The sequence below is a fragment of the Rhodococcus sp. NPDC003383 genome (genome assembly GCF_053589115.1).
Genome location: NZ_JBSFRG010000010.1, coordinates 38892 through 52658, shown reverse-complemented (window position 1 = coordinate 52658; position 13767 = coordinate 38892). Strand labels below are relative to the sequence as shown.

13 protein-coding genes and 1 pseudogene are annotated in these 13767 nt (G+C 68.4%); 6 read left to right on the top strand and 8 right to left on the bottom strand.

Annotation, left to right across the window (positions count from 1 at the left end; all coding sequences use genetic code 11):
• Entirely contained in the window at nucleotides 1–639 is a 639-nt protein-coding gene (locus ACWDTS_RS11400) for a pyridoxamine 5'-phosphate oxidase family protein (protein ID WP_450110498.1), read from the bottom strand.
• A 39-nt stretch (nucleotides 640–678) separates the two neighbouring features.
• Nucleotides 679–1563, bottom strand: coding sequence for a LysR family transcriptional regulator (locus tag ACWDTS_RS11395; RefSeq protein ID WP_450110499.1), 885 nt, complete (start codon nucleotides 1561–1563; stop codon nucleotides 679–681).
• A 110-nt stretch (nucleotides 1564–1673) separates the two neighbouring features.
• Between ACWDTS_RS11395 and ACWDTS_RS11390 the strand changes: the two genes are divergently transcribed.
• Both ACWDTS_RS11390 and ACWDTS_RS11385 read left to right on the top strand, forming a co-directional pair.
• A complete protein-coding gene (locus ACWDTS_RS11390; protein ID WP_450110500.1) occupies nucleotides 1674–3380 on the top strand; it encodes an acyl-CoA dehydrogenase family protein in 1707 nt (568 codons plus the stop codon).
• Nucleotides 3377–4555, top strand: a complete 1179-nt coding sequence (locus ACWDTS_RS11385) for a CaiB/BaiF CoA transferase family protein (protein WP_450110501.1) — start codon at nucleotides 3377–3379, stop codon at nucleotides 4553–4555. The genes ACWDTS_RS11390 and ACWDTS_RS11385 overlap by 4 nt, the downstream gene beginning before the upstream one ends.
• 25 nt (nucleotides 4556–4580) lie before the next feature.
• Here the strand turns inward: ACWDTS_RS11385 and ACWDTS_RS11380 are convergent, their stop codons facing one another.
• Nucleotides 4581–5066, bottom strand: coding sequence for an ester cyclase (locus ACWDTS_RS11380; RefSeq protein ID WP_450110515.1), 486 nt, complete (start codon nucleotides 5064–5066; stop codon nucleotides 4581–4583).
• Between the two features lie 166 nt (nucleotides 5067–5232).
• On the opposite strand from ACWDTS_RS11380, the gene ACWDTS_RS11375 reads away from it, so the two are divergent.
• Nucleotides 5233–5874: a TetR/AcrR family transcriptional regulator gene (locus ACWDTS_RS11375; protein WP_450110502.1), complete on the top strand. Its 642-nt coding sequence runs from the start codon at nucleotides 5233–5235 to the stop codon at nucleotides 5872–5874.
• 39 nt (nucleotides 5875–5913) lie between these two features.
• Here the strand turns inward: ACWDTS_RS11375 and ACWDTS_RS11370 are convergent, their stop codons facing one another.
• The 4 genes from ACWDTS_RS11370 to ACWDTS_RS11355 are packed head-to-tail and all read right to left on the bottom strand — an operon-like array spanning nucleotide 5914 to nucleotide 9711.
• A complete protein-coding gene (locus tag ACWDTS_RS11370; protein WP_450110503.1) occupies nucleotides 5914–6660 on the bottom strand; it encodes a succinate dehydrogenase/fumarate reductase iron-sulfur subunit in 747 nt (248 codons plus the stop codon).
• A 1-nt stretch (nucleotide 6661) separates the two neighbouring features.
• Nucleotides 6662–8578 (bottom strand): fumarate reductase/succinate dehydrogenase flavoprotein subunit, encoded by a 1917-nt coding sequence (locus tag ACWDTS_RS11365; RefSeq protein WP_450110504.1) that lies wholly within the window; start codon nucleotides 8576–8578, stop codon nucleotides 6662–6664.
• A gap of 39 nt (nucleotides 8579–8617) precedes the next feature.
• Nucleotides 8618–9427: a hypothetical protein gene (locus ACWDTS_RS11360; protein ID WP_450110505.1), complete on the bottom strand. Its 810-nt coding sequence runs from the start codon at nucleotides 9425–9427 to the stop codon at nucleotides 8618–8620.
• Nucleotides 9424–9711, bottom strand: a complete 288-nt coding sequence (locus ACWDTS_RS11355; RefSeq protein WP_197254038.1) for a hypothetical protein — start codon at nucleotides 9709–9711, stop codon at nucleotides 9424–9426. The genes ACWDTS_RS11360 and ACWDTS_RS11355 overlap by 4 nt, the downstream gene beginning before the upstream one ends.
• A 172-nt stretch (nucleotides 9712–9883) precedes the next feature.
• Here ACWDTS_RS11355 and ACWDTS_RS11350 point away from each other — a divergent pair, with 172 nt between their 5' ends.
• Nucleotides 9884–10669, top strand: a complete 786-nt coding sequence (locus ACWDTS_RS11350; protein ID WP_450118204.1) for an SDR family NAD(P)-dependent oxidoreductase — start codon at nucleotides 9884–9886, stop codon at nucleotides 10667–10669.
• On the opposite strand, the gene ACWDTS_RS11345 is transcribed toward ACWDTS_RS11350, so the two are convergent.
• On the bottom strand, nucleotides 10602–11258 hold the full coding sequence (locus tag ACWDTS_RS11345) for a TetR/AcrR family transcriptional regulator (protein ID WP_450110507.1): 657 nt from the start codon (nucleotides 11256–11258) through the stop codon (nucleotides 10602–10604). The genes ACWDTS_RS11350 and ACWDTS_RS11345 overlap by 68 nt on opposite strands.
• Nucleotides 11259–11417: 159 nt before the next feature.
• Here ACWDTS_RS11345 and ACWDTS_RS11340 point away from each other — a divergent pair.
• Both ACWDTS_RS11340 and ACWDTS_RS11335 read left to right on the top strand, forming a co-directional pair.
• Nucleotides 11418–12728: pseudogene (locus ACWDTS_RS11340) on the top strand (flavin-containing monooxygenase); the annotation flags it as partial.
• 3 nt (nucleotides 12729–12731) lie between these two features.
• The gene (locus ACWDTS_RS11335; RefSeq protein ID WP_450118245.1) at nucleotides 12732–13766 is read left to right on the top strand and encodes an alpha/beta hydrolase; all 1035 of its coding nucleotides are present in this window, start codon (nucleotides 12732–12734) and stop codon (nucleotides 13764–13766) included.
• Nucleotide 13767: the final 1 nt, after the last annotated feature.

Sequence of the window (13767 nt, the reverse complement as noted above, 5' to 3'; positions counted from 1 at the left end):
TCAGTAGAGCTCGGCCCGGTAGGCCTCCTGCCGGGCCGGCTCGAGGTCCTCGTGCTTCAGGTTGTGCTGCTCGGCGAGGATGTCGCGCAGCGACGGCACCGACTCGGGCTCGACCCAGGTCTCGGGGTCCCACAGCTTGGCGCGCAGGATCGCCCGCGCGCAGTGCAGATAGGCCTCGTCGATCTGCACGATCACCGCAAGCTGCGCAGGTTTGCCGGACATCGCGAGCTCGGCCAGCAGGTCGGGATCGGTCGACAGCGACGCCCTGCCGTTGACGCGCACCACCTCGTCGACACCGGGTACGAGGAACAGGATTCCCACGTGCGGGTTCTCGAGGATGTTGCGGTAGGAGTCGGCCCGCCGGTTGCCGGGGCGGTCCGGGAGCACGAGGGTCTTGTCGTCGGGGAACAGCACCTTGCTGATCAGGTCCCCGCGCGGCGAGCAGTCGCAGTTGCCGTCCGCGTCGGAGGTTGCGAGCACGAAGAATCGCGCCTGCTCGATGTACTCGCGCATCAGCGGCGTCGTGAACGTCGTGTGCTTCTCGAGGATCGCCGGCGTGGGCACCCCGACGACCGCTTCGAGTTCTTCGACCGTCTCGATCCTGGTCCGGACGAGTTCGTCGATCCTGCCGGTATCCACAGGCGTCACCTCCGCCCGAGACCGTACCAAGCCGGGAACCTACGGGAGGTCCATGTCCCGGAGCACGGCGACGACCCGGTGGGCAGCCGGGTTCGGATTCTCGGCGCGCCAGGCCATCGCGATCTCGAGTGGCGGCACCTCGTCCTCGATCGGCCGGTAGACCACGCCGTCCACCCGCACGTGCGTGGTGGAGTCGACGACGACCGCCACCCCAAGCCCGGCGCCGACGAGCGCGAGCAGGCTGTAGGGGTCGGGCGCCTCGTGCACCGTCCGCGGGGTGATCCCCGCCTGCGCGCACAGCGCGAACGTCGCCTCCCGGACGCGGGAGCCGTGCGCCGACGGATACATCACGAACGGGTCCGCGGCGAGTTCGCGCATCGCGATCCGTTCCTCGCCGGCGAGCCGGTGCTGCACGGGCAGCGCCGCGAGCAGCGTCTCCCTGCGCACGGTCAGCGTCTCCAGATCGCCGCCGACCGGTAGCGACACGATCCCGAGATCGATTGTGCCCGCGCGGATCAGCTCGACCGCCTGCCCCGAGTACGTCTGCGGTCGCAGCTCGAGCGCGATGCCCGGATATGCCTCCGCGACGGCGTTGGTCAGTCCCGAGAGCACGGCGTACCCGCCGGCGCCCCCGAATCCGATGCCGACGACGCCGGTCTCCCCCAGCGCCGCCGCCCGCGTCACCGTCCGGCACACCTTCAGTTGCGTCTCGATGATGCGTGCCGGGGCCATCAGCGCCGAACCGGCCGCCGTGAGCCGTACCGAGCGCGTCGTGCGCGCGAAGAGTTCGACGCCGAGTTCGCGTTCGAGGGACCGGATGGTCTGGCTCAGCGGCGGCTGCGCGATGTGGAGCCGCTCGGCCGCGCGCCCGAAGTGCAATTCCTCGGCGACCGCCAGGAACGCCTGGATCTGACGAATGTCCACGTCACCCCGCATTGTGTGGTGCTGGATATGAATAGCAATCGATTAGGTCTTGGACTCTACATGGTGTGGCGGGTGACAGTGGAGACGATCCTCGAGCCGAAGGGAATCCCATGAACTACGCGCACCGCGACCCCGCACTCCGAGCCGTCGCCGACCGGTGGATCGACGACGCGGACCGCACGAACACCGATGCACTGCTGGACCGGTTGGGTGCCGACACCGCCGATCGTCTCGTCCGGCTCGCGGCGGTCGCCGACAAGAATCCGCCCGTCCTTCGCCAATTCGACGCCGACGGGAACCGTATCGACCGGATCGACTACCACCCCGCCTACCTGGAACTGTGCGAGGCGGCGTTCGGCGAGTACGGGCTGTCCGCCCTCTCGCACCGGCCCGTCCACGGCTGGGACCGCACTCCCCCGCACCTCGTGAAGTACCTCGCGTCGTATCTGTTCGTCCAGGCGGAGTTCGGCCTCGCGTGCCCGGTGTCGATGACCGACGCCGCCGCCCGCACGCTGCGGATGTTCGGGGACCCGGACGTGTTCGGCACCTGGATCGACGGACTCACCTCGACCGGACCGGGCCGGTTGACCGGCGCGATGTTCATGACCGAAACCCAGGCCGGCACCGACATTGCACAGACCGATACCCGTGCCGAGCGCACCGAGACAGGATGGCGCCTGACCGGCCGGAAGTGGTTCGCGTCCAACCCGGACGCCGACGTGATCATCACCCTCGCACGATTCCCCGGTGGAGATCCGACCTCGACCCGCGGCGTCGGAATGTTCATGGTGCCCAAGCATCTTCCGAACGGCGACCGCAACTCGTACACGATCGATCGGCTGAAGGACAAGCTGGGCACGAGGTCGATGCCGAGCGGAGAGGTCACCCTGCACGGCGCCTACGCCCTGCAGGTCGGCGAGCTCGACCGCGGGTTCCGGCAGATGACGGAAATGCTCAACACCTCGCGGCTGTCGAACGCGATGCGCTCGGCCGGGCTGATGCGCCGCGCCGTCCGCGACGCCGCCGACCACACCCGCGAACGCGTCGTCTTCGGCAAACCCCTCTTCGACCAGCCGCTCATGCGCGCAACCCTGCTGCCGCTGCTGCTCGAGGCCGAGGGCGCACTCGCCCTCGTCGGCTACAGCGCCGACTGCCTGCAACGCGCCGACGCCGGCGACGCGGACGCCACGACCCTGATCCGGATCCTCACCCCGATCGCCAAGCACTACGTCTGCAAGAGGGCCCGGAGCGTGACCGGCGAGGCGATGGAAATCCGCGGCGGCAACGGCTACATCGAGGAGCGGGACTTCGCCCGGCTGGTCCGCGACTCGCATCTCGGTTCGATCTGGGAGGGTTCGTCGAACGTCATCGCGCTCGACGTCCTGCGCTGCATGCGCAAGCAGAACGCACACCGCGCACTCGCCGCGACCATGCAGGCCACGCTCGCCGCCCTCGCACCGGACTGCCGGCCCGGGGCGCAGATCCTCACCGACCTGTGGGGCTCGCTCGCGGCGACCGGCGACGATCTGCTCGCCGGTGACGACACCCGCGCGCAGGTCGAGATGGCGCGCTACACGGATGCGCTCGCGCGGGCGGTGATGGCGGTGCAACTCTACGATCTCGCGTCGCATCGCATCGACTGTTGCGGCGACCACCGCTCGCTGCTCGTCGCGAACGCGTACCTCTCCGATATGCGTTCGGAGACGAATACTGCTGCGCTGCAACATCTCGAGGTGATCGTCGACGGCACCGAGGTCGCCGCGGAGATCGCGCGGGGCTCGGCGCCGCGCACCGATCTGACGGGAGCTACCCGATGACGTATCCCACCGGCCCCGCCCCGCTGGCCGGGATCAAGGTCGTCGACCTGTCCAAGATCCTCGCGGGACCGTACGCGACGATGTCGTTCGCCGATCTCGGCGCGGACGTCGTGAAGATCGAACATCCCGACGCCGGTGACCCGACCCGTCAGTGGGGTCCGCCGTTCGTCGGCGACGACGCCACCTACTACCTGGCGGTGAACCGCGGGAAGAAGTCGGTGGCGCTCGATCTGAAGTCGGAGTCGGGGCAGGAGATCGTGCACCGCATGCTCGAGGACGCCGACGTCGTGGTCGAGAACTTCCGGCCCGGCAGCGGTCTGCAACGGATCTTCGATTACCGCGCGTTGTCCGAACGTCACCCGCACCTGGTCGTGCTGCACATCTCCGCGTTCGGCGAGGTGGGTCCGCGGCGCGACGAGCCGGGCTACGACATGGTCGCGCAGGCCGCCGGTGGGCTCATGTCCCTGACCGGTGAACCCGGCGGTCCGCCGATGAAGGCCGGGTACGCGATGGGCGACCTGGGCGCAGCCCTGTTCGGCACGATCGGGGTGCTCGCCGCCCTCGTCGAGCGGGCCCGGACCGGACGCGGCCAGTACGTGACGACGTCGCTGTTCGAATGCCAGCTCGCGATGCACGTGAACTGGGCGACGAACTGGTTCGCCGACGGCAAGCGACCGCACGCGCTCGGCTCCGCTCACCCGAATCTCGCTCCGTATCAAGCATTTCCAGCACAGGACGGCTATTTCGTCGTCGCGGTCGGCAACGACGGACTGTGGGACCGGTTGTGCACCGCGCTCGGCCGGCCCGACCTGGCCGAGCGTACCGAGTTCTACCGCAATCGCGATCGGGTCGCGAATCGGGAACTGCTCGAAAAGGAACTGACGGACGCGTTCGCGGATGGGACGGTCGATCACTGGGTTGCGGTCCTCGAGCAGCACGGCGTGCCGGTGTCGGCGATCCGCTACCTGGACGAGATCTACGACGACCCGCACACCGAGGCGATCGGGATGATCGGCACGGTCGATCACCCGTCAGGGCCGTTGCGCCAGATCGGCTTTCCGGTCAGTTTCGCCGGCGAACGTCCGCGACTCGGGTCGGCGCCGCCCGCGCACGGCGAGCACACCGACGAGGTGCTCGGTGCGCTGACCAGGGACGGCGCCGCGACGTCGGCGTAGCCGCCGGGGAGCAGCACACAGCCACTCACGCACTGTGTGCTGTTTCCTTGTGCGCCTTGCGTTTTGCGAGCGCGTTCCGGATCAGTCCGGCCGGGGTCGGAGGGATCCAACCGGCTTGCCGGGCCATGCCCAGGTCGTCGCGATCCGCCCAGTGCTCGACGAGTTTGCCGTCGGCGATGCGCAGCCAGTGGGTTTGATGCACCGCGAAACTCTTGCCGGTCGGCGCGAAGACTTGATCGACCCGGCCACGCTCGTCGTAGGTCACGAACGGCCCGACGTGCCGGGCCGTCATGACGGTGTCGAGGACGACGACGTCGTCCTCCTCCACGGCGTGGACGACTTCGTGGCGGAAGTCGCCGAAGGCTTCACGCAGCCACAGGGCGGTGGCGTAGAACCCGTCCGGACCTGGGACTCTCGCTGCGGGCGGCTCGGTCCGGGACTCGCGGTTGATCGCCTCGGGGGCCACGAGCCGGTCGAAAGTATCGCGATCACCGTCGGCCATCATGTGCATGAAGCGCGCAGCGACGGACTTGTTCTCCGTGGAGGAGGTCGTGTCGGCGACGTCCGGGACGGATGGGGCCGAAATGGAATGATTGATGTTCACGGCGGCTCTCCCTGCCGTTGAATGAAGAATTGGATACAGTGAGTCAGTATCCAAATACAAGTATGGACCCGCGATGCCGAAAGTCAATGGGAAACGCCGCTACGATGCGTCGGGGCGCCGGGAACGCGCGCAACAGACGCGTCTCTCGATCCTGCGGGCGGCCCAGGACTTGTTCGAGGATCGCGGGTACCGTCCCACGACGGTGACAGCGGTGGCCCAGCGCGGCGGCGTGGCACCCGAAAGCGTCTACAAGATCTTCGGAACCAAGGCAGGCTTGGCGAAGGCCGTGTTCGACTACACGATCGCCGGGGACGACGATCCGGTGCCCGTCATCGAGCGGCCCGAAACGAAGGCGATCTTCGCCGAACCGGATGTGCGGAAGAAGATCACGATGTATGCGGACCAGATGGCCGCCCGGCAGGTCCGCTCGGCCAGGATCCAGTTGATGCTGCGGGACGGCCGGCACGGGCAGGAGGACCTCGAGGAGATCTGGCGGCGCCTCGTCGACGAGCGCCTCAACGGGATGACCATGCTCGGACGCCACCTGCTCGACACCGGCCAGCTGCGCCCGGGAATCGAGCTGGACGAAGTGCGCGATGTGCTGTGGACCTATATCGCGGTCGATCTGTACGAGTTGCTGGTGCTGGGTCGAGGCTGGACCGTTGAGCGGTATGCGCAGTGGATCGCCCGCGCCATCATCGCCGCACTCACGTGAACACGGGGAACGGTGTCCCGGTCCGACGCTTCCGGGCACTCAGCGCCGGAACAGCTTGTTGCCCAGCCAGACGATCGGGTCGTAGCGCCGGCCCGCGACGCGTTCCTTCATCGGGATCAGCGCGTTGTCCGTGATGTGGATGTTCTCCGGGCACACCTCGGTGCAGCACTTGGTGATGTTGCACAGTCCAAGACCGTGCTGATCCTGCGCGGCGTCGCGCCGATCGGCGACGTCGAGCGGGTGCATCTCGAGTTCGGCGATGCGCATGAGGTAGCGGGGCCCGGCGAATGCGGACTTGTTGTCCTCGTGGTCGCGCACGACGTGGCACACGTTCTGGCACAGGAAGCATTCGATGCACTTGCGGAACTCCTGCGAGCGCTCGACGTCGACCTGCTGCATGCGGTACTCCCCCGGCGCCAGGTCGGGTGGCGGCGTGAACGACGGGATCTCGCGGGCCTTCTCGTAGTTGAACGACACGTCGGTGACGAGGTCGCGGATGATCGGGAAGGTGCGTACGGGGGTGACGGTGATCGTCTCGTCCGGGTCGAAGGTCGACATCCGTGTCATGCACATCAGCCGGGGCCTGCCGTTGATCTCGGCCGAACACGACCCGCACTTGCCCGCCTTGCAGTTCCAGCGCACCGCCAGGTCCGGGGTCTGGGTGGCCTGCAATCGGTGGACGACGTCGAGCACGACCTCGCCCTCGTTCGCTTCGACGGTGTAGTCGTGCAGGTCGCCGCCGTCGGCGTCCCCACGCCACACCCGGAAGGCCGCCTGGTAGCCCATGTCAGGACCTCCGTCCCGGATGATCGGCGAGTTCCTCGTCGGTGTAGTACTTGCCCAGTTCGTCGATGTCGAACAACGCGAGCAGATCCGGTCGCATCGGCTGCTGCCGCTCCGGGGTCACCGTCACGTCCGGGATGGATCTGTCGCCGCCGTCGGTGCGGCACACGAGCAGCGTCCGCCTCCACTCCGCGTCCATCGAGGGATGGTCGTCACGGGTGTGCCCGCCGCGACTTTCGGTGCGCAGCAACGCTGCTCGCGCCACGCACTCGCAGACCAGCAGCATGTTGCGCAGGTCCAGCGCGAGATGCCATCCGGGGTTGAACTGCCGGTTGCCCTCGACCGCGACGTTGCGGATCCGTTCGCGCAGCGTGGCCAGTTCGGCCAGGGCCCGTTCGATCTCGTCGGCGCGGCGGATGATGCCGACCAGATCGTGCATCGACTGCTGCAACTCCGCATGCAAGGTATACGGATTCTCGGCGCTGTCCGGGGCGGCCGGATCGAACGGCGACAACGCGGTCCGCGCGGCCGCGTCGATCGCGGCATCGGTCACCTGCGGCCGTTCGGTCAGCCCCTCCACGTAGTCCGCGGCCCCGATCCCGGCCCGCCGCCCGAACACCAGCAGGTCCGACAGGGAGTTGCCGCCGAGCCGGTTGGATCCGTGCATGCCGCCCGAGCATTCCCCGGCGGCGAACAGGCCGGGCACCGACGCGGCCGCGGTGTCCGGATCGACCTCGATACCGCCCATCACGTAGTGGCAGGTGGGGCCGACCTCCATCGGTTCCTTCGTGATGTCGACGTCGGCGAGCTCGAGGAACTGGTGGTGCATCGACGGCAGCCGCCGCACGATCTCGGCGGCCGGCATCCGGGAGGCGATGTCGAGGTACACCCCGCCGTGCGGGCTATCGCGACCGGCCTTGACCTCGGAGTTGATGGCTCGGGCGACCTCGTCGCGGGGCAGCAGATCCGGGGTGCGGCGGTTGTTCTCCTGGTCCTCGTACCAGCGGTCGGCTTCCTCCTCCGTCTCGGCGTACTGCCCTTTGAACACCGGCGGGATGTAGGAGAACATGAACCGCTCGCCCTCGGAGTTCTTGAGGACCCCGCCGTCGCCACGTACCCCCTCGGTGACCAGGATGCCCTTCACGCTCGGCGGCCAGATCATACCGGTCGGATGGAACTGGATGAACTCCATGTTGATCAGCGCCGCCCCGGCCCGCAGCGCGAGCGCGTGACCGTCCCCGGTGTACTCCCACGAATTCGAGGTCACCTTGTACGACTTGCCGATGCCACCGGTGGCGATGACGACGGCGGGCGCGTCGAACAGCACGAACCGGCCGGATTCACGCCAGTAGCCGAACGCCCCGGCGATGCGGCCCGACTCGTCGACGAGCAGTTCGGTGATCGTGCACTCGGCGAACACCTTCACCCGGGCCTCGTAGTCGCCGTGGGCGGCGTAGTCCTCCTGCTGCAGCGACACGATCTTCTGCTGCATGGTCCGGATCAGTTCGAGTCCGGTGCGGTCGCCGACGTGCGCGAGCCGCGGATAGGTGTGCCCGCCGAAGTTGCGCTGGCTGATCCGCCCGTCGGGGGTGCGATCGAACAGCGCCCCGTACGTTTCCAGTTCCCACACCCGGTCCGGGGCCTCACGGGCGTGCAGTTCGGCCATCCGCCAGTTGTTGAGGAACTTCCCGCCGCGCATCGTGTCCTGGAAATGCACCTGCCACGAATCGTGGGGGTTGGCGTTGCCCATCGCGGCGGCGCAGCCGCCCTCGGCCATGACGGTGTGGGCCTTTCCGAACAGCGACTTGCACACGACCGCGACACGCAGCCCGCGTTGCCGCGCCTCGATGACCGCGCGCAGCCCCGCGCCGCCCGCCCCGATCACCACGACGTCGTATTCGTGCCGTTCGACCTCCGGCATCGCTGCCCTCCCTGTCCCCTGGTGCCCCCGACGGTGCCGTCAGCCGACGAACCGCAGATCCGAGATGGTGCCGCTCGCAACGAGCATGATGTAGCAGTCCGTGATGATCAGCGTGCCCAGCGTGATCCAAGCGAACTGCATGTGCCGCGTGTTCAGTTTCGACACGAACGTCCAGATGCGGTACCGCACCGGATGTTTCGAGAAGTGCTTGAGCCTGCCCCCGGTGACGTGCCGGCAGGAATGGCACGAGAGCGTGTATATCCACAGCAGGATCACGTTGACCACGAGGATCACGTTGCCGAGGCCGAAACCGAATCCGCCGGGACTGTGGAACGCGACGATCGCGTCGTACGAGTTGACCACCGAGATCACGACGGCCACGTAGAAGAAGTAGCGGTGCACGTTCTGCAGAATCAGCGGCAGCCGCGTCTCCCCCGTGTAGCGGGCGCGCGTTTCGGCGACCGCGCAAGCCGGCGGCGACAGCCAGAATGACCGGTAGTAGGCCTTGCGGTAGTAGTAGCAGGTGAGCCGGAATCCGAGCAGGAACGGCAGCGACAGGAATGCGAGTGGGATCCACATGGGTAGCTCGCCCACCCACACCCCGAAGTGACTCGACCCGGGGGCGCACGAGGCGCTGACACACGGCGAGTAGAACGGCGTCAGGTAGTGGTAGTCGTCGACCCAGTAGGCGGTGCGCACGAACGACCGGATCGTGGCGTAGACGACGAAGATCGTCAGGCCCAGAACCGTGAACAGCGGGGTCAGCCACCAGCGGTCGGTGCGCAACGTTCGTTCCGCGATCCTCGCCCGGGTCGCGGAACGAACACCGGTGGCCGGCGGGGCGGTCACCGCTCCCCGTGGAGTCCGCCGAGTCCTTCGTCGTCGACGTCGACGCCCCGGAACAGGTTGTCGTCGTACGGCGCGTCGGGAACCGGGATGCGCTCACCGGTGTGCCCGCGCACCTCGGCCGGCGGTGCGCTGTCGAGCTCCTTCGCGTCGATGTCGAGTCGATCGAGATCGTTGGCCAGACGCTTGACCGCAGGGGCATCACCGTAGCGCGAGCGCAGTGATCCGACGCATTGCCGCAGGTGACCGATGGTGCGTTGCAGGTCCTGCATTTCGGTGGTGGACATCCGAACCTCCGAGCGGGCGGGTCGGCACGTCGGGCCGGCCGACACGATGTGACGCCATTCACAGTACGACAAACCTGGCGTCCGATCGGCGGGTTCCCCGCAATCGTCACCGCGCGCCCGTTCCGTCTCTACCATCGCGGCGACAGGTGGAACGGGAAACGGGGGTACCGGCGTGAAGGAAGCGAACGCAATCGTCGTCGGCGGCGCATCGGGGATCGGCTGGGCGACGTGCCGGCGGCTGCACGCGCGCGGAACACAGGTGATCGTGGCGGACGTGAACGCCGACGCCGCGCTGCTGCGCGCCGGAGAACTGGGCGCCGGTGAACTGGGCAACAGGGCCGTGGCGCGGCACGTCGACGTGCGGGACGAGGACAGCGTCGAGCGATTGTTCGACGAGATCGCATCCGAGTTCGGCGACATCGGCACGGTGATGGACTGCGCCGGGCTCAGCGTTCCGGGAGCGATCACCGACCTGAGTCTCGACGGCTGGCGCACCACCCTCGACGTGTGTCTCACCGGCGCGTTCCTCGTGGTCAAACACGCGGGCCGGCGGGTGGTCGACGGCGGCAGCATCACGCTCATCGCCTCGCTCAACGGCCGGCAACCGGGCACCGGGATGGCCGCGTACTGCTCGGCGAAAGCGGGGGTGCTGATGCTGACCGAGGTCGCCGCGCTCGAACTCGCGCCCCGGCGGATCCGGGTCAACTCGATCTCCCCCGGCCTCGTCGACACGCCGCTGGTCGCCGGGGTGTCGCTGGTGCCCGGGCTCACGGAGGACTACCTCGAGAACACGCCGCTCGGCCGCAGCGGACGTCCCGAGGAGATCGCCGAGGTCGTGGCGTTCCTGGCGTCGGATGCGGCGGCGTGGATGACCGGGGCGAACATCGACATCAACGGTGGCGCCCACACCCGCCGGTATCCCGACCTGCTGGCGCACCTGGCGGCCATGGCTCCGTGACGGTCAGGCCCGGCATCACGTAACGGCGCAGAAACCGCAGCACCGCGGCCGGATCCTCGGGATCGAGGGTTGCGCCGGGCACGGTGGCGATGCTGATCAGCACCCGCGCAACCCATTCGGCCGCTTCGGCAGCGTCGATTCCGGGGTCGATCTCGCCGCGCTCGGCCGCCGCGACGAGATAACGGTTCCAGAATTCGGCCAGGTGCGGGACGAGTTCGTGGACGCCGGCGCCCGCGCACGCCGCGAACTCCTCCGGTTCGTCGGTGCGCAACCGGATCGCGAGCGCGCCCGGGTCGTCGTACGCGGACCGGCCGATCCGCACGCCCGCCGCCAACTGCTCGACGAGTGAACCGCATTCGGCGAGCGTCGCGTGCGCTCCGGCCCAGTAGGCCGTGTCGAGGCGGACGATGACGCTGCCGACCAGGGTCGCCTTGTCCGGGAAGTGCCGGTACAGCCAGGCCCGGGACACCCCCGCGGCTTCGGCGACCTCGAGCACGGTGGTTGCTCGGATCCCCTTGTCCCGCAGGCATTTCTCGGCGGCGTCCAGCAACCGTTCCCGCACCGTCGTCGCTTCGGCTTCCGTGCCCATCGTGCCTCCGCACCGGTCCCGGCCCGGTGCCGTGACACAACCGCGACGATACGCGCAGTAGACAGTTTTCGAGATCTGTTCACACCGGAGGGAAACATGTTCTAGATTGGCGGGCACCGCGCCGGAACCGCTCCGGCAGCAGGATCGAGGAGCTGACGCATGCCGGCACCGACCACGGCCGTCATCGGAGCAGGAATCAGCGGGCTGACGACCGCAAAGATGCTGGGCGACTACGGCATTCCCTACACCTGTTTCGAGACCTCCGATCGCATCGGCGGCAACTGGGCATTCGGGAACCCGAACGGCCACAGCAGCGCCTACCGGTCGCTGCACATCGACACCTCGAAGCATCAGTTGTCCTTCAAGGACTATCCGATGCCCGACGAGTATCCGGATTTCCCGCACCACACCCAGATCAAGGCATACTTGGACGGGTACGCCCGCGCGTTCGACCTCGAGAAGAACATCGAGTTCCGCAACGGTGTGGTGCACGCCGAACCGGTGGAGAGCGGCGGCTGGGACCTCGACCTCGAGGACGGCAGCACCCGGCACGCCGATTTCCTCGTCGTCGCCAACGGCCATCACTGGGATCCGCGGATGGCGGAGTTCCCCGGCGAGTTCACCGGCACCGAGATCCATTCGCACCACTACATCGACCCGCAGACCCCGCTGGACTTCACCGGCCGGCGGATTCTCGTCGTCGGCCTCGGCAACAGCGCCGCGGACATCGCCGTCGAGCTGTCGTCGAAGACGCTCGGCAACGAGGTCACCCTCTCCACCCGGTCGGGTGCGTGGATCGTGCCGAAGTACATCGCCGGCAGACCCGCCGACAAGTACTACCGCACCAGCCCGTACCTTCCTCTCGCGTGGCAGCGCAAGGTCGCGCAACTCGGCCAGCCGCTCCTGTCCGGCCGCCCCGAGCGGTACGGCCTGCCCACCCCGAATCACCGCTTCTTCGAAGCACATCCGACCCAGTCGGTGGAACTGCCGCTGCGCCTGGGTTCCGGTGACGTGATCCCGAGACCCGATGTCCGCCTGCTCGACGGCCGGACGGTGCATTTCGAGGACGGGACGTCCGGCGAGTTCGACATCATCGTCCACGCCACCGGGTACAACATCACGTTCCCGTTCTTCGACGAGGACTTCATCAGCGCGCCGGGCAACCGCATCGACCTGTACAAGCGGATCTTCGTACCCGGCATCGACGATCTCGCGTTCGCCGGGTTCGCCCAGGCGACCCCGACACTGTTCCCGTTCGTCGAATCCCAGGCGCGGCTCATCGCCGCCTACGCGGCGGGCCGTTACCGGCTGCCGCCGATCGCCGACATGCGGCGGGTGATCGCCGAGGACCAGCAGAAGTACACCGGTCACATGCTCGACCGGCCGCGGCACACCCAGCAGGTCGACTATTTCCTCTACGAGCACGACCTGCGCACCCGCGAACTGCCGGAAGGTGCGGCCCGCGCGGCTCTCGTGGCAGCCGCACCGCCCGACGACCGGTGCGCAGCGCCGGCCTTCTCGGCCTCCTGCCGCAGCGTCACGTTCGCTTCGTCCGGAACCCCGTGCGACGCCTGGTATTTCCGCGCCTCCGACGACCGCCTCGCGAACGACCGGGGCCGGCCGATCGTGGTGATGGCACACGGGCTCGGCGGCACGAAGGACTCCGGGTTGCAGCCGTTCGCGCAGCGGCTCGCCGACGCCGGACTCGACGTGTTCGTATTCGACTACCGCGGGTTCGGCTCCTCGGGCGGCGCGGTGCGTCAGCGTGTCGACGTGGCCGATCAGCTCGACGACTACCGGGCCGCGCTGTCGGCCGCGGCCGCACTCGACGGCGTCGATCCCGGCCGGGTCGCGTTGTGGGGGGTGTCCCTGTCGGGCGGACACGTGCTCGCGGTGGCCGCCGGCCGCACCGACGTCGCCGCGGTGGTGTCGATGACCCCGCTCGTCGACGGCCGCGCCGCCTCGGTGACCGCGCTGCGTCACCACAGCGTCCGGACGCTCGCGCGCTCGGCCGCGATCGGTCTGCGCAGCCGCGTCGGCGCCCTCACCGGGCGGACCGGCATCACGATCGCGGTTGTCGGCCGCCCCGGCGAGCCGGCGGCACTGAGCCTGGACGGCTATTTCGAGGACTACACCGGCATCGCCGGGCCGACCTGGCGCAACGAGATCGACGCGGACATCACGATGCAGCTCGGGTCGTACCGGCCGGCGAAGCAGGCGAAGAACGTGCGGTGCCCGGTGCTGATGCAGATCGCCGATTTCGATCGCAGCGCACCCCCGCACTCCGCGGCCGTCGCCGGGTTCGCCGCCCGCGCCGAGGTCCGGCACTATCCGTGCGACCACTTCGGTCTCTACGCCGGTCACCGCGGATTCGACGCTGCGGTCGAGCATCAGGTCCTGTTCCTCGCACGGCACCTCGGAACCGTCCCGGACGAGGCTGCCGAGGTCACGGCAGCCGCCCCGGAACCGGCCCGCGGCCGGCACGCCGCCCCCACGACACGAAGGTAGG